This window comes from Elusimicrobiaceae bacterium (assembly GCA_028700325.1).
Taxonomy (GTDB): Bacteria; Elusimicrobiota; Elusimicrobia; order Elusimicrobiales; family Elusimicrobiaceae; genus JAQVSV01.
In genome coordinates this window covers 21,057-42,326 of record JAQVSV010000010.1, presented here as the reverse complement: position 1 = coordinate 42,326, position 21,270 = coordinate 21,057, and the positions used below count along the sequence as shown (strand labels likewise).

Below are 21,270 nucleotides of genomic sequence, written 5' to 3'. Positions count from 1 at the left end.
TTTTTAGAAGATTCGCAGTAGGCAGAAAAGGCCAGGCTATCGTAGAATATCTATTAGCCATGGTGACGCTTGTAGTGATTTTTGCGCTTATTTACAGAATTGTCGGCAGCGGCCTGAAGAATTCGGTATTTCCGGCTGGTGCCAGATTGATTGTACGGCAGTATTCGGAGCCGGTGTAGCGGCGCAAACCGGCGTAGTATGTATATATAGCAAGACTATAAGGAAGATATGCAGGCTACGGAGGAAGTGACTTATGAAAAAGCTTAAATCGTTAATCAAAGGAAAACGCGGTCAGAATACGGTCGAGTATTTGCTGATTCTGGCGGCTATCGTCGGTGTTGCGCTGGTAGTCGGCATCGCGCTTAAGAACAAGTTGCCGGCCGCCGCAAATGAGGTAATGACCAAAATTACCGGCGCGATCGGTACGCTGAGCACCAATTAGTTCCGGGCCGAAAGTGCTAAGGCGGTCTGGCGTTATGCGCAGCAATGCGTGTCGCGGGGGTCCGGGTCCGAAAGGCCAGGCAACGGTTGAGTTGCTGCTGGTTCTGCCGGTATTCCTGATGGTAATATTCCTCATAATGGAATTGGGGATGCTGTGCTATCAGATGCTGCTGGTGAACCATGCGATGTATGAAGTTGCCCGGATCTGCGCGCTTTCGGCGGGCCCCAAAGATGCCCGCAACGGCAGAAGATGTGATGAGAAAACCGGCAAGGCTAACCAGTTGTTCGGGCAGATGTTCGGCACAAGCGCGGACGGGATAATCCAGTTCCAGCAGGTGACCGCGATCTGCGAGCCGGACGGGCAGCAGGACGGGCAGAATGATGTGGAGTATCAGGATATGGTGGTTGAGGCGAAGTTCAAGCTTAAACTGTTTTTTCCGCTGACTTGCCACGCGCTGGGCGACTGCGGGCACATGACAAAGGATTTTGACGCCAGGCTGAAGATGCCGGTGGAATACCCGGTCTGGTGCAAAAACGGGACCTGCGTCTGATGGTTTTTCATTTAGGAAGATTTCTGTGCCGTGCGGGTTTGGCGCCGGATCGGTTTTATTGCTGAAAGAATTTTCTACGGGCATTGCTTTTTAGGAGGAGTTAAATGGAAAAAAAGGGACTGATGATGCCGCTTGTGGTGGCGTTTGTCGCCGCCATGATTTACTGGCTTGCGTTAAGCAGCAAGGAAACCGCCTTGAACAAGGCTTACGAAACCGCCAATATAATAGTCGCGCGGACGGATCTGCCGGCGCGCACGGTCATAACGGACGATCTGGTGGAAGCGATTCCGATCCCGCGGCGTTTCGTGCAGCAGGACGCTTTTGAGGTAAGAACTCCCTCCGACATTAAGATGGTCGCCAATCTGGTGACGACCGTGCGTATTCCGCGCGGCAACCAGCTGACCCAGTCAACGCTGATGTCGCTCAGCCCGGAAGCCGGCCTGAGCGTAAAAGTTCCGCCCGGCGAGCGCGGCGCGGTGCTCGGGGTTGACGCGGCGATCATGGGGCTGGTCAAGCCCGGCGACAGGATTGACATCATGGTCACGTTCGAAGCGGTGATGCTGGACGGGCGCAAAGAGAAGGTGACGGCCACCATCCTGCAGAATATTCTGGTTTTGGGAGTGGGCGGCAATCTCGGACAGGGCATGAGCGAGCGCACCGCCGAGGCGAAGAAGAAAGCGGAAAAGAGCGCGCAGGCGTTTTCGGACAAGAGCGTGCTGAGCCTGTCGCTTTCTCCGATCGAGGCGCAGTTCCTGGCGCTTTCGGAGAAACAGGGCGATGTTTCGATAGTCGTGCGCGGCATGGGCGATATGGAAAAGCATCCCATGGAAATGGCCAGTTTCCGCAAACTATTCCGCCAGAATTAACCGGGCAGGGACAAATTAATGAGCAGACTAGCTAGAGTTACACGCACTTTATTCGCCTGCCTGACGCTTGCGCAGGCGGGCGGGCCGGCGGCATGGGCGCAGCAATCCTCCTCGCAGCAGAACGGACCGCCGGCGGCGACGCTGATCGCGGTCAGTGCGGATGTGGTTGAGATCAGCGGTTCGATCAGCAAGAATATAGGGTTCTCCTGGAACACCACGCTTACGTTTAACGAGGCCACCATTCCGGGGATTTTCACGGTCGGCGAGTTTGAACGCCAGACCCTGCTGAGCACTACGCTGAAACTGCTGGAGCAGGAAGGCAAGGCGCAGATCATCTCAAACCCGAAAGTGATCACGAAAAGCGGCTCCGACGCGATGTTTGTGGTGGGCGGAGAAATACCCGTTCCCTACACCAACTCAAGCGGCGGAGTCGGCGCGGACATGAAAAAATTCGGCGTGGTGCTGAACATTCTGCCGTTCGTGGTCAATCCCAAGCGCGAAACGGTGGATGTGCAGCTGCAGCTGGAGGTGTCGCGGCCGGATTATTCGAATCCGGTCATCGTGTCCGGCACAACGATTCCGAGCATGCTTACGCGGCAGATCAAAACGGAAGTGGAGCTGCGCAGCGGAGAGACGCTGGTTATCGGCGGGCTTAAATCCAGTTCGCGCAACATAAGCAAGAGCCGGGTTCCGTTCCTGGGCCGGATACCGCTGATCGGAATGTTGTTCCGGCAGACGGATATAACGGAAGAGCAACGGTCGCTGTTTCTGTTCGTGACCGTGGAAATCGTGAAATAAGCGGGCTGTCAAGCTGCCGGCGGAGAATCAACAATGTCAGACAATGTGCCCCGAATTATAGCTGTTGCCGGGCCGAAAGAAGGCGTCGGCAAAACCACTATGGTGATGAACCTCGCGCTGGCCTGGGCGGGGATTCAGCGGCGCAATGTGCTGATACTTCCGCTTGATCCGCTGGCCCGCAACGAGCACGCGGAATTCCTTAAGCTGACGCCCCCGACAGTGGCTGATCTGGTGAAAAGCATCGGGGTGCAGTCGCTTAGCGTGGCGGGCGGCCTGTTAAAAGGGAAACTGCCTATTTCGCAGTGGGGCGTGGGAGTGCTCCCGCTCGGCAACCGCCGGGCGGAGGTGGAAACCATTTCGCCGGGCGTGCTGATGCCGATAATAGGCAAGCTGTCCGGCGCTTTTGATATTTTTATTGACGTGGAATCAAGTTTTCCGATGCAGACTTTCGCGTTTGACGTCGCGGACATGGTGTTCTGGATCACCCATGCCAGCCGGGAGAACCTCAACGCCACGGTACAGCTGTTCCAGGAATACCGGGATATGCATTTTCCGCTGGACCGGTTTGACATCGTCTGCAACTGCTATGATCTTCCTGGTTCCATTCCGCCCGAGGAGATGGAAAAGTTTTATAACCAGCTCAACAAACGGATACTGGCTTTTCTGCCGTGGGAAGACAGCATTCCCGCGCTGGCCAACCAGCTGCGCATAGAGGTGGTGGACAATCCGCAGACGCTGTGGGTCAAGGGTCTGAGAATGATCCTTGGCAAGGTGATGAATCTGCAGCCGCTGGACAAGTCGTGGACCACTTCCGTGTCGGACGAGGATTTCCGGCGCGCGTCCGGCGCGGTTTGGGAAACTCCGGCGGGGAGCGGTCACGCGGGCGCGGCGCCGGCGGCGAAAGCCAACGAGCCGGAAGCGCTTAACGCTGCCGACTTGCCGCCTTTTTGGGATGAACTGAAACGGAAAATCCACAAAGATGTGGTAAAAGGGCTGGAACTGGAGCGCATCCGTATTACGGACGAGTCCGCGCTGGATCCGGAAGTGCGCCAGAAAGTTTCCAATATCGTGGACCAGATCCTGCAGAAGGAGCCGAACCTGCAGTTGGGCCGCGAACAGCGGCTGCGTTTCATAACCGAGTTGCTGGACGAAATCCTGGGGCTGGGTCCGCTGCAGGAGCTGATGCGCGACCCTTCCATTTCGGAAATAATGGTAAACGCGGCAGACCGGGTATTTATTGAAAAATCCGGCAAGCTGGTTTTGACCAAGCATACATTCCGGGACGACGAGCAGATTATCCAGGTTATAAAAAGGATCGTGGCGCCGCTGGGCCGGCGCATTGACGAATCAACTCCGCTGGTGGATGCGCGCACGAAAGACGGGTCGCGGGTGAACGCCATCATTCCGCCGCTGGCTGTTTCCGGGCCGACGCTGACCATCCGGCGTTTTTCGCAGAAGCCGTACGGGCCGGAAGACTATTTCCGGTTCGGCACAATTTCACGCGATTGCATGGAGTTTCTTGCCGCGTGCGTGAAACTCCGGAAAAACATAATTGTTTCCGGCGGCACCGGCACCGGCAAAACAACATTTTTAAACGCGCTCTCTAGCTATATTCCAGAAGACGAGCGCATCATCACGGTGGAAGACACGGCCGAACTTAAACTGCAGCAGGTGCACTGGATCCGGCTGGAAAGCCGGCCGCCGAACGTGGAAGGCAAGGGTGAAGTGTCCATCCGGGACCTGGTGAAGAACTGCCTGCGGATGCGCCCGGACCGGATTGTGGTCGGCGAGTGCCGCGGCTCGGAAGCGCTGGACATGCTGCAGGCCATGAATACCGGGCACGAAGGCTCGCTCGCCACCATTCACGCCAACACTCCGCGCGACGCGCTGACCAGACTTGAAGCAATGTGCATGATGGCGAGCGCGGAACTTCCGATCTGGGCGTTGCGGGAAATGATCAACTCCGCCGTGCATGTGGTCGTGCAGCTTACCCGGTTTTCGGACGGGAGCCGCAAGGTCACCGCGGTTACGGAGATCACCGGGCGCGAGGAAAACCAGATCCTTACGCACGATATCTACCGGTACAAGCAGACCGGCGTGGACGACCGCGGCAAGGTGGTCGGCAAGTTCTATCCTACGGGCGAGCCGCCGAAATTTTACCCGGAATTCAAGTCCCGAGGCATTAACCTGCCGATCGAAAGTTTCTGGACCGACGAGCAGAAACAGCAGCGCGGCGGCGCGGCGAAGGCTTAGGTCTGGCGGGCCGGAGCCGGCCCGCCGGGGAAACTGCTGGAGCGGATGCAGTTGGAGATTAACCATGAGGCAATGCACAATGACAGCGAAAACCGGATTGTTCAGGCGCGCCATTCTGGAATGCGGGCTGGTGTTGTTTCTGGTTGGGGTGTTTGTCCCCGCCGCGGCGGCGAATGCGCTGCTGCCGCAGGAAATGGCGCAGGTGCAGTGCGCGAACCAGAAGATGCGTCTTTTCTATTTTTATCTGGACAAGGAACGTCCGGCGGATGTTACCAACGCGGTCATCAACTGCGGAGCGGAGCGGGACAAAGACAAGAAAGACAATGTGGCCATCGCCTATCCGAAATGGCTGGAGGAAGACGTCAACTCCATGTCGCAGAACATGGTGTGGCGCGATCCGTCCGAAGGCGACCTGAGCGAGGCCGCGCTGTGGCAGACCACGATTTCCCTGCTCTACAGTTTTTTCGACCTGACCAGAAAGACTTTTCCGCGCGATGTGGGCGGCGACGGTATTCCGCCCAACAAGCTGATCAAGGAATATTCCGATATCCGTTTGAGGTATCAGCTTTCGCTGGACCGGGTGTACCGCGCACGGCTGTACGATTCGTTCAACGGGCGCGGGCGCGCGCTTTTGTCCTCGCTGGATCTGATGGCGAAGGAAATGGAGAGCGTGGCCGATTCCCTGTCCAGCCAGGACGTGGAGCGGTACGCGCAGGCGGTTGTCGCCATTTCCGTCATGAGCCAGACCGCGTTCGGACAGCTTTTCACCGAACCCCGGCAGGTTATAGACGAGAAAAAAGAAGCCAGCAAAAGCAGCGGAATGGCGGCGCTGCTGTATAAGCTGGCGGGCATGCTGCTGGTGTTCATAGCGGTTGTGGTGATGATTGTCAACCGGCGCGGCGCCATGGACGAGTATATCGCGGATTACATAGTAAAGAGCAAAAAATGGACGGAAGATTTCAACCGGCAGTTCATGCAGGTGAAGGTGGAGTATATGGTGCTTGCTCCCGTGGCGATCGGCATGATACTGGGACTTCTGACCTTCAACTTTCTGGTTTTCATAATGCTGACGCTGTTCGGGGCGTATCTCGGGCTCAGGATGCCCGCTACGATCCTCACCCATATGAAAGAACGGCGCGGCCACAGGGTGGACGCGCAGCTTATGGACGCGCTGATCCTGCTTTCCAACTCGCTTAAATCGGGGCTTGATATCGTGCAGGGCTTTGAACTGGTGGCGAAGGATTTGCAGCCGCCGATTTCCGACGAGTTCGGGCTGGTCATAAAGAATTACCAGCTCGGCACGGCTTTTGAGCAGGCGCTGTTCGGAATGCAGGAACGCGTCGCCAGCAGGATGCTGGCGTACATGATCAAGGCCGTGGTGCTGCAGCGGCAGGTCGGCGGAAACCTCACGAAAATATTTTCCCGGATAGTGGACAATATCCGCGAGGAGTCGAAGCTGGAGGAAAAAGTCCAGTCGCTTACGGCGCAGCAGAAGATCCAGTCAATCGTGGTGGGTCTGATGCCGTGGATAATACTGCTTATGATGTTCGTTTTCCAGCCGAAAGTGATGATTAAATTCTACAGCAGTCCCGTCGGCGTCGGCGTGCTTATTTTTTCGGCGCTGTGGATCGGCATAGGCATGAAAGTTGTCGCCAAAATGGGCGTAGTGAAGGTTTGAGGAGAAAACGGATATGGACATAAGCAGATTATTGATGCTGGCGATGCTCATGCTGAGTTCGATGGCCCTGTTCGTGTTCCTGCAGCGGCTGCTGGTGCCCACTCAGAAAGAGGAAAACGCCGTTTCCGACCTGGTTAAAGACAAACGCAAGGAGATTTCCGTTTTTGACGGGCTGGACCCGGAGCGTAATTTTCTGGACAAGCTGGATGTGTTCTGCCTGGAAAAGCTCGGGCTTAAAAGCAAACTGGAAAACATGCATATGCTGCTGGGTTCGCCGGACCGCCCCAATCCGCTTCAGATACTGCATTTCCAGCAGCTTGGCGCCCTGTGTTTTGGCGGATTTTCCATTTATGTGACGGGCAGTCTGCTGGGGATTATCATGGCTGTGCCGGGGTTTATTCTGCCGAGCGTTATCCTGAAAGCGAAAATCAAGGCGCGGCAGGAGGAAATTCTGGGCAATTTCGCGACATTTGTGGATTTGTCGGCCCTGATTATCGAATCCGGCCTTGACTATATAACTGCGTTTGACCGGATCATCAGGCTGACGGAAAACAAAACCGCGCTTGAGCAGGAAGTGGACAAGATGCTTGTGGAAATCCAGCTGGGCCATACCCGGCGAGATGCTCTGGGCCGGTTTGCCGCGCGCACGGGCTTGCAGGATCTGCGTTCGTTTGTGGGGCTTATCGTGCAGTCCGACGAGCTGGGCACAAGTCTGGTGGATTTGCTGCGCAGTTTCGCGGCTGATATGCGGTTTCGCCGCATGAACAAAGCGGAGAAACTGGCGGCCCAGGCTTCCACCAAGATGCTTTTTCCGCTGTTCTTTTTTATATTTCCGCCGGTGTTCCTGCTGGTATTGGCTCCGATGGCGATGGATATGGTCCGCTCGATGGGGGGGGGAGTGAAATAGTCCGATTATGAAGAAACTCGCATTTTTTTTATTTCTGGCGGGCGCGGTTCCGCAGCTTTTCGCGGCGGAGGAGCCGGTTGTTCCGCGCGGCAGTGAGGAGAGCCTGTTTCTGGATTTGAAGAAAGTTGATGTGGGCACCATTTCCAGCGCGGAAGAGAAACGGCAGTATCTGATGACCATCCAGCTGGAAAAACAGCGGGTGCAGCATCACATGCTGGGCGGTATTTACGACAATGCGTATCGCCTGTACAAAGAGGGCGATTACGAACAGAGTCAGGAACTGGCCCGGAAAATTCTCTCCATAGATCCCAATTATCAGGATGCGCGGCTGCTGATGCAGGCGTCCGGCGAGCTGGGCGGGGCCCGCAGGGGCGTTTTATCGGAATCGGCGCTCATTGACGAAAAGTTTTCGCAGGGGCTGGGGCTTTATAAGGAAGGCCGGCTGGTAGAGGCGGCGCGGCTGTGGGACGATGTGCTCAAGCTCTCTCCCGGCAACCTGAAAGCCAGTTACTGGCTGAAAAAAGCCAACCGGGAGATAGCGGCGGAACATCTGCGCCGCGGCAATATCGCGTACAGCGAGCATCGGCTGGACGAAGCGCTTATGCAGTGGTATAACGCGCTGCTGCTGAAAAAAGGCGACCAGGAGATTATCGGCAAGATCGCGGAAGTCGAGAACGAACTGCGGGCCGACCGGGCCAACAAGCAGCTGCAGCTTGCGCTTGACTATTACGGACAGGGAAAAGTCGTGCAGGCGTACAAGGCTCTTAAAGAAGTGCTTGTCATCCAGCCGGGCGATTCCAAAGCCCAGAAACTGGCGGAAGAAGTGCGCAACGAGATAGGCGGGAGTTTTATAACCAGCGGCAAGAAAGCTTATTCCGCGCGGCGCTACAACCAGGCGATCGAGCAGTGGGACAAGGCCAAGGAATGGGGCTACGACAAAAAGTATGTGAATCTGCTTATCGCGCGCGCCAAGGAACAGATGCGCCGCGACGAAGAAGCCAAGCTGCGCAAGGCGGAGGAAGCCCAGCGCGCGGCCGCGGAGGACGCGGAGCGGGAACGCAGGGAGGCTGAAGAGGCGCGCAAGGCCAGGATGCAGCAGGAAATGGGCAACGGCGGCACGAATCCCGACGGAAGCTCTCTGCCGGGCGCGACGCAGGATGTGAGCGCGGAAAACAAGAAAGCGGCTCGCCAGCATTATTTGCGTGGCCTGATTTTCTTTCAGCAGAACGACTATGACAAGGCGCGCGAGGAATGGACCATTTCCAAGCAGCTTGATCCCGGCTATTCCGAACCGGACGCCGGGCTTAAGCGCATTGAGGAAATGTATGCGCAGTAGGGCCGAAGGACAATGTGTGACAGCACGGGCATGATATGAAAATATCCATCAAATGGACTTTATGTTTTCTTGTGGTCGGCGTTTATGTGATGGTGATGGGCGGGCTGTTTTATTATAACCTGTTCCGGTGGACGTTCGAGGAAAAACTCAAACAGGATATGATTGAGACGGTGCGCATCAAAACTCCAGACCTGATCAAGGGGTTGATCCGCCAGAAACTCTATCCCACGCTGGAAGAAGTGGATGTGATGAGCTGGCTGGGCGGCGACAAGCGTATCGCGGATGTGTTGTATCTTAACGGGAACGGTATCGTGCGCTGGCATCGGCAGGCCCGGCTGATCGGCATGCCGTTTGACCAGTATGAAAAAGAGATCGGGGTTGAAACTCCGGCTATCGCGATGGCCTACAATACGGGCCAGCCGAAGGTGCGTTCATTTAAAAACCAGCCGTTTTTTGATATCGCCATTCCGCTCAAGGCCAAAGGCGAAACGATAATCGGCATACTCAACCTGCAGGTTTCAAAGGAAAGCTCGGACCAGATTATCAGTTCCGCGATGACGAAGTACATTTTCGGCGCGGTCGGTGTGCTGATACTTATAGGTCTGCCGCTGTGGATTTACCTGCGGTTTTTCATACTCGCGCCGCTCATGCTGCTGCGTGACAGCGTGGAGGCCATTTCCACGAAAAACCTTGAAATAAAATACGCGCCGCGCCGGGACGAGCTGGGCGAACTGGCGAACGCGCTGGCGGGGCTTCTGGCAAAGATCCGGCAGGAGTTCGAACTGTTCGCGGAGCGGGAGCGGCAGCGCCAGTCGGACGAGTCCATGTGGTGGCTGTCGGTGCTGTCCACCGCGGTTGACACTTCTTCGCGGGCGTTTGTGGTTGATGAGGATAATTATGTGCTGTTCGCCAATTTCGAGCTGGATTTAAACCATGCCGGCGAGAAGAAACATCTGCTGGATATTATTGACAGCCAGCAGCAGGACGTGCTGCGGATAATCGGCATGGCGATGGATAATCCACGTCAGACGGTGGAGGGTGATGTCCAGTTGAACGGCGTGCCCTGCCATGTGCGCGCCATGCAGGTGCAGACCGGCGGCACCATACGCCGCACGCTGGTGTTGTTCAAGCCTCAAACGCGGTAATTTTATAATTAAGGAGATTGTCCGATGAAATACGAAATAAAAGCAATTCCATTGATGTCGCTGGTTTTTTCGGCGGTGCCGCTGGTGGTTTCAGTAATAGGGCTTATTGCCGGGCTGATGACCTTTGTGATAGCGCCCAGTCCGTATATCGAACCGATGACCACCACCTCCCGGATTGCCGGGGTGCTGATTTTCGCGGTGCTTTACATGGTCGCTATAATGGGGATACAGCTTGCTTGCGCGTTCATTTACAATCTTTTCTGTTCGGTTCTGGGGTTGCGCGGCATAAAGATTGATCTTGTGCAGGCGGAAGAAGTCGAGGACGCAGCCGAATAGCGCATCCGCGATAACAGTGAAAAGCGTCAGGACGGTTTTTCTTTGCGAGCAGGCCAGTTTTATCGTCACGCCGCTGCAGGCGGCGGGCGTGGCGGCGGTATTTGCCGATAATATGGAAACGGCGGTTAATTTGCTGGGCGGCGGCGATTGTTATGCGGTTGTGGCCGGGCAAAGCCCGGAGTTCGGACCGGTTGCCGTGCGCGAGTTGGGCAAAAGGGGCCTGTTGCTGGGTGTGGCGGCATTTGGCGCGCTGGACGGGAGCGGCGGTTTAAACGCCGCTTCTGAACTGGCGTTTTTTGAAGCGGGCGCGGACGAGTGTTTCTCGCCCGGGCAGGGCAGCCGGTTGATAGCGGCCAGGTTCAGGGCGGTACTCAGGCGGATGTTTTTTCACGAGCATGACGACGCTATCGGGTTTGACGGGCTTGAGCTGAATATTACGCGCAGGACGGTAAAGCTCGGCACTGCGGCGGTTGACCTTACGCATAAGGAATTCGAGCTGCTTTTTGAACTGCTGAAAAATCCCGGCCGCGTTATTGACCGGCGCGGGCTGCTGAGGAAAGTCTGGGGGCCGGATTATTTCGGTTCGCCGCGCACGGTGGACGTGCATGTCAGCCGGCTGCGCAACAAGCTGGGCGGGTTCGGGCGGAATTTAAGAACCGTGCCCTGCCTCGGGTATAAATTCGAGCGGAGGCCGGAGTAATGAACGGATACGGAGTGCTTGTGGTGGACGATGACAAGAACCTCCGGGAGAGTCTGTGCGAAATTCTGGAGCTTTCCGGTATAGATGCGTACGGCGCGGCCAGCGGCGCCGAGGCGCTGGCGGCCGCGGCCCGCAAACCTGCGCTGGTGCTTGCTGATTTTCAGCTGCCGGACACGGACGGATACAAACTGTGCCGGGATTTGAAATCCATGCCTGGAGAAACGGTGCGTGTCATGGTGATGACCGGGCGCATGCTCTCGGACGCGGAGCGCGCCGCCGGCGATGCCGCCGGCGTGGACGAATACCTGTTTAAGCCCTTTGATATCGCCGCTTTGTGCCGCCGGATAGGCGGATTTTTTAAAGAGAGGAATTCCTAGATGAAAAAGCTGCTAGCTGCCTGTGTGTGCATATTTGCTGTGGCGTCGGTTTCGCCGGGGTATGGCGCGACGGCGGCGGAAAAACCGCGGATTGATCTTTATGTGGAGGCTACGTCCCAGAACAGCTGGCAGATGCTGCTGATTTTGAACGCGGTTGAAACGCGGCTGCCGGGCCGGTTCAGATTTGCGGTCGCGCCGCTGGTTCTGAAGGATCCGGCCGGAGTCTATTCGGCCGGCGGCACCGGCCCTGACGGGCTGGAGGAAGCGGGCCGCATGCTGACGGTGAAAAAACTGTATCCGGAGCGGATGTGGAATTATATAGTCGGGCGGAGCATGAGCCCCTGGTCCGACGGCTGGCGCGACGCCGCCCAGTTCGCGGGCATAGACCCGGTGAAACTGGAAGCCGATGTCGCCAGAACCGCGAAAACCGAGCTGGCCGAGGCGAACGAGAAGCAGGAGCGGATCGGAATAAAATTTCCGATGCTGTTCATCAACGACATGCCGTATTCGGGCGAATACGGGCTGATTCCTCTGCTTACCGCTTTTAACGAGATTCTGCCGAAAGCGAAGCGCTGCACCATACCGAAAATCGAGTTTTCAGAAAAGGACCGGGCGTACATTTACGTTGTGGTTTCCGACGAGGACGGGTTCGGAAAGGAGGATCCGCAGCTGTCTGGCGGGCTCAAGCGGCTTTTAAAAGCGCATAAGCCGGAATATTCCGCTATTCCTTATTCCAAAGCGTCGGGCATGGCGCAATTCAAGGATGTTGACATGAATTTTCTGCCGTTTTACGCCATCAGGTACAATCCGGCTGTCGCGAAAACGCTCGCGTATCCGATAAAGAACGGGTTGCTTGTGCGGCGGGGCGAACTGCTGGTTGTAAACGATACCAGCCGCGCGGGAGTTTTTGTTTCGCGTCCGAAAGCGGAGAAACAGCTGGAACTTTTTGTGATGGCGCAGTGTCCGTTCGGGGTGCAGGCGCTTGACGCCGTGATCGAGAACAGGAAAGACAAAACCTGGCCGGAGGATGTGCCTGTCCGCGTGCATTACATTGTGACCGCCTCGACAGGCCCGAAAGGCGTGACGTTTGACAGTCTGCACGGAACCGCCGAATGGGAAGAGGCGGTGCGGCAACTGCTGATAAACGAAAAATACCCGGAGAAATTCTGGGATTATCTGACGCAACGCAATAAAGATTACCGCTCCAGCCTGTGGGAGGCCGCGGCCGAGAAAGCCGGCATCGCCGTCGCGGATATACAGGCTGGTTTTGAGCACGGCAAGACGCTTCTGGAACGCGACGCGGCTTATGTGGGCGGGCTTGGGATAGGCGCGTCGCCGACTCTGGTTTGGGAAGGCAGGGTGATTCTGCCCGGGCTTGACTCGCTTAAAAAACTGCCGGGTTTTGAAAAAATAAAACTGACAGGAAAAGCGGACGGCTCGTGTAGCAATTAAGACGGGTATGCCGGGCCTCGTTGGCGCGGCGGGTCTGTGCGAGATGCGCGGCGTGTATATATGAACAGAAAACGCGGAAAGCTGTTTACGAAGCTGTTGCTGATCCTGCTTGCGGTATCGCTGATACCGCTGATGCTGGTGGGCTATTACATGCTGTCGCTGAGCAGGCGGACACTGAAGCAGGCCGCGCTCGGAGACCAGCAGTCGCTTGCCGCCGGGATGAGCGATACGGCGTATACCTATGTCAGTTCGTTCCGCAATGTTTTGTTCGATGCCGTGCGTCTGCCGGATTTCCAGGGCGACGGGCTGGCGCAGAAGAAAGCCGGGCTTAACCGGCTGATGCAGATACACGCGGCTTTTCTTGAGATGTCGGTGGTGGATTCCGCCGGCAACGAAACCGCCCGGGCCGACCGGTTCGTGCAGGAGCCGGAACTGCGCAGTTTCGCGCAGGAACCGGCTTTTGCCGAAACGATGAAAAACGGCGAGTATATGGGTTCGCTTGAGCGTTTCATGCGGCAGTATCCGACAATAACGCTGGGCGTGCAGGTTATTGACAACGCTACGGGCAAAGCCAAAGGCGCGATTCTGGTTAAACTCAGTCTCAACGGGCTGAGCAGCATTCTCAAAACCGGTTTTCCGGCGGCTTCGGGCGTGGAGGCGGCGATCGTGGCGCGGGACGGATTTCTTGTCGCCCATTCCGATATGAGCCAGGTGTTTGCGCCGGAATCGAAAATGCCGCGCGAGGTGTCGGATGTGCTGATCCGCTATCCCGGGCAGAGCGGCGGAAAGGAGATCCGGCTGGCGGACGGAACCCAGGTGCTGGGCGCGTTTGCCGGAGTGAAGGATCTGGGCTGGACGGTGTATATCCAGAAGCCGGTTGCGATCATTTACCGGCCCGCCGACGAAATGATGGAGAAGACGCTGCACCTGCTTGCGGGACTCGTGCTGGGGATTTTCGCGGTGGGCTATGTTTTTTCGCTGATACTTACGCGGCCGATCCGCACCCTGCGCGAAGCGGCGATAATGCTGGGCGACGGGGAATTCGAGTCGCTGCCGACGCTGCGGATGCCTGACGACGAGATCGGCGATCTGGCGCAGTCGTTTCTGCAGATGAGCGAGAGCATACACCGCAAGCGGATCGAACTGCTCAGCGCAAAAAGCGAGCTTGAAAATCTGAACCGCTCGCTTGAAAGCCGGGTGGAGGCGCGGACGCGGGAGCTGAAATCCGCCCATGAGGAGCTGATAAAAAAAGAGCGGCTGGCGGCGATCGGGCAGATGTCGTCGGTGGTGAGCCACGAGATCCGCAATCCGCTGGCGGTAATAAACAACTCTGCGTATTTTATAAAAGCCAAGCTGAACGCCCGTGGCGAGGTGGATGCGAAAATCAGCAAGCATCTTTCCATTATCGAGTCCGAAATCCAGCAGGCGAACGGCATCATAAACGAGATACTCGGTTTTGCCCGGACGCGGGAGCTGATCCTCAAACCGGTGAGGATAAACGACTATCTGGAAGATATCATGGCGGCGTATCCGGTTCCGGAGACCGTGAAAGTGGTCACGTATTACGCGCAGGAAAACCCGGAAGTCAGCATTGACGCGGAGGAAATGAAGCAGGCGATCCGAAATCTGCTGGGCAACGCGCTGGAGGTGATGCCGGAGGGCGGGGAACTGACCGTGGAATCGGCGCTGTCCGGCGGATACGCGCGGGTGAGCGTGTCGGACACCGGGTCCGGGATCGCGCCGGATGTGATTGAAAAGATTTTCACCCCTTTCTTCACCACCAAGGCCCGCGGCACCGGGTTGGGGCTGGCGGTGGTAAAAAAGGCGATAGACCGGCACAAAGGCCGGGTGGAAATAGAAAGCGCGGTTGGACACGGCACGGCTTTCAGAATGTATATACCCGTATATCCGGGCGATTCCCGGGCGTGAGGAACTGACTATGGACGGCGCAGCCAAGATACTTATTGTGGACGATGACGACAATCTCCGGGACACGCTGGCGGATCTGCTGGCGATGGAGGGGTATGAGGTGTTTCAGGCGGCCAGCGGCGCGCAGGCGATGGAACTGGTGGCTTCGCAGTTTTTTCATGTGATTCTGATGGATTTCAACCTGTCGGACAAAACCGGCATAGAAGTTATCCGCGATATCCGCGGGCTCAACACCGAAAGCCAGATCCTGATGATGACGGCGCACGCGTCGCTGGATACTGCGGTGAAAGCGATCCAGGAGTCGGTGTATGATTTCCTGATCAAGCCGGTTGATTTCGCGTATCTAAAGCGGATCATCCAGAAAGCGCTGGAAAAATATTACCTTGAGCAGAATATAAAGAATCTGGTCGCGGAACTGAAAAAGAAAAACGGCGAACTGACCAATCTGAGCGACATGAAATCGAAGTTTCTTTCAATGGCTTCGCATGACCTGTCGAACACGCTGATGATGCTGCAGATAAGTTTCGAGATGCTGGTGACCTCGTTGACTCCCAACGAGGAGCAGGCCCAGAAGATTGCCTATATTACCAGCGGGATAGAGCAGATCTCCCAGCTGATAGGCGACCTGATTGACTGGGCCTCCATAGAGAAAGGCAAGTTCAGGCTTGAGAAAAACTATTTCGAGATTGAAAAACTTGTGGAAAATCTCATTGAAGGGCCCCGCAGCCGGGCGGCGCAGAAAGAGGTTTCGGTCGCCAGCGACGTGCGCGGCAGTTTCATGGTTTGCGCGGACCGCAGGCGGATAACGCAGGTTTTGCAGAATCTGCTGGAAAACGCGATAAGACACACATTGCGCGGCGGGTCCATAAAGGTTATAGTGGAAGCGGTGGAGGAAGGGCGGGTGCGCGTCGCGGTGAAAGACACCGGCCAGGGTCTTGACCCGGAAGACGCCGGCAAACTGTTTCAGAGTTTTTATCAAAGCAGCAGCAAAGGCAAAAAAGCCGGGCGGCTGGGCTTGGGTCTTTCGATAGCGAAAGAGATTATAGAGTCGCATAACGGCAGGATCTGGGCGGAGAGCGAAGGCAACGGCAAAGGGTCGGTGTTCCAGTTTGTTATTCCTACCGCCGCTCCGGCGGCTGAAGAAGCGGTGCAGACCGAAGGCGCAGCAAGGCAAGGCACAGTAACAGGGGAGGCCATATAATGGCGAAGGTCAAAAAAACGATAAGCGTCATGATTGCGGATGACCAGACTTTGTTCCGGGAAGGCATAAAAGACCTGCTGGAAGGCGAGAAATGGATCCAGGTGGTGGGCGAGGCGCCGGACGGCGAGGAAGCCGTGCGAATGGCCAGGAAGCTGAAACCCGACGTTATCCTGATGGATATCAAACTGCCTAAAATGGACGGTATTTCCGCCACGCGGATAATACGCGGAGAGGTGCCGCAGACGAACGTGGTCGTGCTGTCGAGCTTTGAGGACGAGGCGCACGTCATGGAAGCCATTCAGGCGGGCGCCAACGGTTACCTGTCGAAAATGCTGCCCGCGTCCGAACTGGTGAACGCGCTCAAAACATTCGCCAGCGAAGGCGTAATGATTCCGCAGCAGCTGATGGGCAAGCTGATACAGGGCCTGCGCCAGATGAACGGCGCGCCGGGCACCGCGTCGTCGCCCGCGGCGCTGACCAAAACTGAAATGCGGGTGCTGGATCTGCTGGGCCGCGGCAAAAGCAACAAGGAAATCGCCAGCGAACTGAACTGCAGCGTCAAGACGATAAAAAACCATCTTAACAGCATATTCCAGAAGCTTGGCGTTTCCAACAGGACCGAAGCGGTTGTCAAGGCGATCGAACGGGGGCTTATTTCGGCCGAGGACAGCAAATTCGAGTCCTGAGTCACCGGGGGAATGAATAAGCCTTGCGGGCGGTTCGGTTTAGGGCTATAACATGGATATGGCGTTTTTAAGAACGGCGCGGAGTCTGGCGGGTGTCGCGGGCTTATTTGCCCGGCGGGCTGTGTGCCGGCGCGGGCAGACGGCTATAGAGTATCTGCTTTTGATAGCGATGGTTGTCGCTTTGGCGGTTACTATTTTCACCTCGGCAAGCGATATTCTGCGGGGCGGGTTTTTCACGCTGGTCGGTCTGATAGTGCCGGCAGGCAGTTAGGATCCGGCGCCGGGTAATCGGCGGTATTCGATATGCGCATTTTCGACGGACCAATGAAGTCTTTGCGCCGGCTGGCCCTTACAAAAAAGGGCCAGTTGCTCATGCCTGCCATATTCGTGCTGCCGACGCTCTGGATATTCGTGATCCTGCTGCTGGAAACGGCCAAACTGTCGCGCGCCAAAATCAAATACCAGCTTGCCGCCGACATCGCTTCCACCATCGAGATGGAGAACTATTCGGATTTCTTTAACCGCACCGCTTATGTGAACGGCGCGTTTCCATACCGTATCTTCACGGAAAATTATCAGGACCACACCGATGCCGCCGGCAATTATTCCTGCCTTGCCGCCAATTCGCTGACAAGCTGCGTCAAGGTCTACATGCAGGACATCATGCTGGCCAACGGCAATTACCCGACCTGGAACGAAACCAGCCGGGCCGCTATCGCAAACAAGTCGCCGGCCACCCTTTATAACCTGGCCGGGCCCATGAGCCTTGATACCGTGGAGGGGATTGCTGATTCTTCAAAGCTGTGGCCGATAAGGTTTCTCGGCGCGCATGGCGACGGCGCGAGCGGATCGAACAACGTGACGAACTGGAATGTTGAAAATCCCGCATGGGATCCGCATAACTATCTGTTCCGGGACCGCGCCTCTTTTACCGGCTCCGCGCGGCCCCTGCAATGCGTGACGCCGCAGGTATGGGAATCTGCCTGCCGTTATCCCGCGTATGACGTGTATATCAACAAGGACGTGGCTTACGCGCAGTATTCATTCTGGTTCCAGGTGTACGCGCTGCTGGGCAACGTGAGCAATTCGCAGACGGCGGTGTTTAAGACGCTTATCGCAAACCATGCTTTTTTCCGCAAGGCCTATCATCTGAACGCGGGGGACTGCACCGAATCGCGCGGCTCTCCGATAACCGATGAAAATTCCTGCGGCCAGTCCGGTCTTTCCGGCGATGCGCCCAATTCCGGAATCGGGAGTTTCAATTTTGAAACCGACCCGAAGTTTCTGACATCAATAAGGTATTGGTATTCAACCCAGCAGACCGTCATGAGCCTTACGAATTTATCCAGCATCACGCGGGATTTTCAGCCGGTAGATTCGGTGTTCGCAGCTACGCCCGGCGCGCAGGACAAGCTGTTCCAGTTCCGGGTGTTTACACCCGCCGAGATAGGCAGGCTCACGGCGCTCGGCAACGGGATTGATGTCTATCAGAACTGGGTGGCCGAGGACAATTTCTTCAATACGGATGTGAACAGTCTCGCCGGCGACGCGCAATGCGGAAGCGGCCTGTGCGTGCACAATAAAGTGTCCGTGCGTTCTTCAATTTTCACGCAGGGCGGCGGCGGGGACAATAACACCCTCTGGCCGGACCCCACGCCGAAATACCTTGTAGTGCTGGATCCGTGAGCATTATGAAATTTTTTCTCCGCAAATCAAACCGGAAAGGCCAGGCCATCACTGAAGTGGTGCTGATGCTGCCGCTGCTTTTCATTTTCATGCTTTTCATGGTGCGTATTTTCTTTCTGCTTGTACTGGTTCAGAAAATGGAGATCGCGGCTTTTTATGCCGCGCGGCGGTATCAGCTGCAATCGCACCGCTCGGTGACATATCAAGGATACAACGATAATCTCGAGTTCAGGATCAGCGAATATGTGCGCGAGTACCTTGGTGTGGGCAGTTATCCCGGGCTGTCGAGTGTGGATGTCGAGTTCACGCAGTCCCAGGTGTGGTGCCAGATCGATATAAACGCGCATATTACCGTGCTTTCCGGCGCGCTGCAGACCATGCTGTGCAGGGGCGGCGAAAACACCGTCTGCTCGCATTACGATTCCGTCACCTGCGGGCGCGGTTATGACACGATGTGCGGCAATGGCGCGATTCTTAACACGACCAAATATGTCGCTCCGCGCGACCGGTATCTTGAATTCAGTTTGCCGGGCCTGAGCAACTGAGTGTGTTCCCAAGGCTTTGCGCGGGATTTTTTCGCAAGTCCGGATTGCAGTTACGGCTGGTTTTTGTGAAGTTACGGAAGTGGCGGGCGTTATGGAATGGCGATTGCAGGCGCAGGCTGTTTAAAGCGGAGCGCTCCGCTGAAGGAGTCGCTTAGTCCGGCCCGGCTGAAATTTCACAACTTGGGCCTTGAAAAAACGGGCAGGTGGCTGTAGACTAAGGATAGTACCCTGCGGGGATCGGTAGTCGGGCGCGCAGTTTGCCCGCCGGTCCGGCGGATTGGGTGCTCAAATATTTTTGTTTGATCCGGTATAAGGCGGCAAATCGTTGCAGGCGGTTTTCGGGTTCATTTAATATTTTCCGGGCGAAAGGGCCGGCATTCATTTGGAAATTCGCGCGGAACTTCAGGCGGTGGTCAGTATGAACGACAATAACAAACAGACCGATTCGGTAATCAAAATAACGGTACCCGTTTTCGAAAACGCCGAAGACAAGAAGAAAAAGGAAAAAAAGGGGCTGCCGCCGTGGCTTTTGGGAGGCGAAAACGCTTCTTCTGCGGCTGGCGTGGGAGTGCGCGGCGGCGCGGCTCAGGAAGGCGGATTTTTCAGCCGGCTTTTTTCTTCTTTTGGCAAAGGCGGACGGGGGTTGTCTGGCGGAGCGGCCGGTGCCGAGGATCTGGCGGCCGGTTCGCGGCTTGCAACCGGCGCCCGCGGTCTTGGCGGCGCGGCGGGTGAAGGAGGCGGGTTTTTCAGCCGCCTGTTTTCATCGCTGTTCGGAGGCGGGCGCGGCGCGGCAGGGGTGCGGGGTCTGGCCGGAGCCGGTTCGCGCGGAAGCGGACTGTTCGGCGCGTTCGGCGCGGGCGGCGGGCTGCTCGGCGGAAAAATCGGGGCGCTTGCCGCGATGGCTCTGCTTGCCGCCGGTGTGGCGGGAGCGGGTCTGCTGCTGGCCAAGTCCGGCTGGTTCGGGAAAAACGAGGAAGCTGTCGGCCGGTCAGGGCTTGTGAGCATGAACACCAGCCAGCCCTATATACCTGAAGTTGACCGTATGGCCAATAACAAGTCCTCCCTGCAGATGCTGTCGGACAGAAATTTCGCTGTTGACGGGGATGAGAGAAAAGAATCCAATCTTGATGATGAGGAAATGCCCGAAATCGCCGATGAAGCCAAAGCGGCCGGCAAACCGGCCGGCAGCGCAGGCGATGCCGGCCCGGCTTCCCTGCCGCGCCTTAACGATGTGCTTAGCGGCTCCAAATACAGTTATCTCGGGGGCAGCGGCAGCGGCGGCAGTACCGGCGGCATGGGCGGCGGGACGGGAAGCATCGGGAACAGTTCACGGGGAGCCGGCTGGAGCGGGGATTCCGGTTCGGCGGCTTTGCCCGGTTCCGCAGGTCTGTCCACCGGCGGCCTGAGTCTTGGCAAGGTGTCCGGGCTCAGAAAAGCCTCGCGTTTTTCGGCAGCGGCGCTTTCAGGCGACAGCCGCGGCAGTTCGGGCAAGGCGCATTCGCAGGCCGCGGCGATTAATAAAGGCATGACAGCCGCGGTGCTGGATTCCGAGAATGAGCAGGACCGGCGTTCGGGTTCCGATTCCGCCTGGTCCGGCGATCCTCAAAAACCCGGCTCCGAAACGCCGATAGTCACGCCGTCGGGCGGGACAACTTCAGGCGGCAGCGGCGCGACCGGCAACACTACGAGCGTTACGACCGTCAATACTACAAGTGTCGTAACCGTCAATACCACAAGCATTCTGACCAGCGTTGTAACCAGCAATGTCACCAGCAGGACGACCGATCTTAATACCGACACCACCACATGTATTGACGAGTATGGTAAGGCGAAAGAGGATTGCTCGACCAATATTATTCCGGAAGAAAAAGAGGCTGCGGTTCAGGCAAACGTGCAGCTGGAACGGCTTATAAACTGGGCATGCGGGTTTATGATTCTTGCCTGCGCCCTGCTGCTCGCTGCGCTTGTCTGTGTCATTCCCTGGCTGGTTATAGCTTTGCGCGCGGCGGCTTTTGCGTTATGCATGGGAGCGGCTTATATCGGCAACCAGATCATAAATGAACAGGGCCAGCTTGTTGTCGGCACCTTTATAAGGGACGGCGCGATTGGACTGAGCCTGGCGGCGCTTTGTCCCATAGCCTGGCCGGTTGTCGCGCTTGCTATCGGCGGAGCTATTCTGGGAGCCACCGGTTTCCTTCTCACTTCCGGTGCAGGCGGATCCACCTGCACGGAAAAGCTGGATTCCCTGGGTATTAACGGAAATGCCACGCCTGCGTCAACCACTCCTGTAGATTTTACTTCCAATTCATCCGTGATGTCAGTGATGAAAACGGATGGCAGTGACAGTACTACCGGATGATAGTTTTGTATAGATGAGAAGAGT

Annotated in this window: 20 protein-coding genes; all 20 read left to right on the top strand. The window is 56.7% G+C overall.

Features of this window, described 5'->3' with window-relative positions; all coding sequences use genetic code 11:
- The first annotated feature begins 253 nt into the window (after positions 1-253).
- Entirely contained in the window at positions 254-442 is a 189-nt protein-coding gene (locus PHW69_02590) for a class III signal peptide-containing protein (protein ID MDD4004074.1), read from the top strand.
- Positions 443-476: 34 nt separating this feature from the next.
- Positions 477-992, top strand: a complete 516-nt coding sequence (locus PHW69_02585; protein MDD4004073.1) for a pilus assembly protein — start codon at positions 477-479, stop codon at positions 990-992.
- 104 nt (positions 993-1,096) lie between these two features.
- The gene (gene cpaB / locus PHW69_02580; GenBank protein MDD4004072.1) at positions 1,097-1,858 is read left to right on the top strand and encodes a Flp pilus assembly protein CpaB; all 762 of its coding nucleotides are present in this window, start codon (positions 1,097-1,099) and stop codon (positions 1,856-1,858) included.
- 18 nt (positions 1,859-1,876) lie between these two features.
- Positions 1,877-2,656, top strand: a complete 780-nt coding sequence (locus PHW69_02575) for a type II and III secretion system protein (GenBank protein MDD4004071.1) — start codon at positions 1,877-1,879, stop codon at positions 2,654-2,656.
- Positions 2,657-2,689: 33 nt separating this feature from the next.
- Positions 2,690-4,909: an ATPase, T2SS/T4P/T4SS family gene (locus PHW69_02570; protein ID MDD4004070.1), complete on the top strand. Its 2,220-nt coding sequence runs from the start codon at positions 2,690-2,692 to the stop codon at positions 4,907-4,909.
- Between the two features lie 79 nt (positions 4,910-4,988).
- Positions 4,989-6,587, top strand: coding sequence for a type II secretion system F family protein (locus PHW69_02565; protein ID MDD4004069.1), 1,599 nt, complete (start codon positions 4,989-4,991; stop codon positions 6,585-6,587).
- Between the two features lie 13 nt (positions 6,588-6,600).
- Positions 6,601-7,494, top strand: a complete 894-nt coding sequence (locus PHW69_02560) for a type II secretion system F family protein (protein MDD4004068.1) — start codon at positions 6,601-6,603, stop codon at positions 7,492-7,494.
- 7 nt (positions 7,495-7,501) lie between these two features.
- Positions 7,502-8,830, top strand: a complete 1,329-nt coding sequence (locus PHW69_02555; protein MDD4004067.1) for a tetratricopeptide repeat protein — start codon at positions 7,502-7,504, stop codon at positions 8,828-8,830.
- 35 nt (positions 8,831-8,865) lie between these two features.
- Positions 8,866-9,975: a hypothetical protein gene (locus PHW69_02550; GenBank protein ID MDD4004066.1), complete on the top strand. Its 1,110-nt coding sequence runs from the start codon at positions 8,866-8,868 to the stop codon at positions 9,973-9,975.
- A 24-nt stretch (positions 9,976-9,999) separates the two neighbouring features.
- Entirely contained in the window at positions 10,000-10,311 is a 312-nt protein-coding gene (locus PHW69_02545; protein ID MDD4004065.1) for a hypothetical protein, read from the top strand.
- A gap of 16 nt (positions 10,312-10,327) precedes the next feature.
- On the top strand, positions 10,328-11,011 hold the full coding sequence (locus PHW69_02540; protein MDD4004064.1) for a response regulator transcription factor: 684 nt from the start codon (positions 10,328-10,330) through the stop codon (positions 11,009-11,011).
- Complete coding sequence (locus PHW69_02535) at positions 11,011-11,388, top strand: response regulator (protein MDD4004063.1); 378 nt, start codon at positions 11,011-11,013, stop codon at positions 11,386-11,388. Before PHW69_02540 ends, PHW69_02535 begins: the two co-directional genes overlap by 1 nt.
- Positions 11,389-12,840: a hypothetical protein gene (locus tag PHW69_02530; GenBank protein ID MDD4004062.1), complete on the top strand. Its 1,452-nt coding sequence runs from the start codon at positions 11,389-11,391 to the stop codon at positions 12,838-12,840. It begins immediately after the preceding gene.
- Positions 12,841-12,900: 60 nt separating this feature from the next.
- Positions 12,901-14,769: an ATP-binding protein gene (locus PHW69_02525; protein ID MDD4004061.1), complete on the top strand. Its 1,869-nt coding sequence runs from the start codon at positions 12,901-12,903 to the stop codon at positions 14,767-14,769.
- Positions 14,770-14,779: 10 nt separating this feature from the next.
- Complete coding sequence (locus tag PHW69_02520) at positions 14,780-15,970, top strand: hybrid sensor histidine kinase/response regulator (protein MDD4004060.1); 1,191 nt, start codon at positions 14,780-14,782, stop codon at positions 15,968-15,970.
- Complete coding sequence (locus tag PHW69_02515; GenBank protein ID MDD4004059.1) at positions 15,970-16,656, top strand: response regulator transcription factor; 687 nt, start codon at positions 15,970-15,972, stop codon at positions 16,654-16,656. The genes PHW69_02520 and PHW69_02515 overlap by 1 nt, the downstream gene beginning before the upstream one ends.
- Before the next feature lie 58 nt (positions 16,657-16,714).
- Positions 16,715-16,927, top strand: a complete 213-nt coding sequence (locus tag PHW69_02510) for a class III signal peptide-containing protein (GenBank protein ID MDD4004058.1) — start codon at positions 16,715-16,717, stop codon at positions 16,925-16,927.
- Between the two features lie 32 nt (positions 16,928-16,959).
- Positions 16,960-18,342, top strand: a complete 1,383-nt coding sequence (locus PHW69_02505; protein ID MDD4004057.1) for a hypothetical protein — start codon at positions 16,960-16,962, stop codon at positions 18,340-18,342.
- A 5-nt stretch (positions 18,343-18,347) separates the two neighbouring features.
- The gene (locus tag PHW69_02500; protein ID MDD4004056.1) at positions 18,348-18,887 is read left to right on the top strand and encodes a pilus assembly protein; all 540 of its coding nucleotides are present in this window, start codon (positions 18,348-18,350) and stop codon (positions 18,885-18,887) included.
- A gap of 418 nt (positions 18,888-19,305) precedes the next feature.
- The gene (locus PHW69_02495; GenBank protein MDD4004055.1) at positions 19,306-21,246 is read left to right on the top strand and encodes a hypothetical protein; all 1,941 of its coding nucleotides are present in this window, start codon (positions 19,306-19,308) and stop codon (positions 21,244-21,246) included.
- Positions 21,247-21,270: the final 24 nt, after the last annotated feature.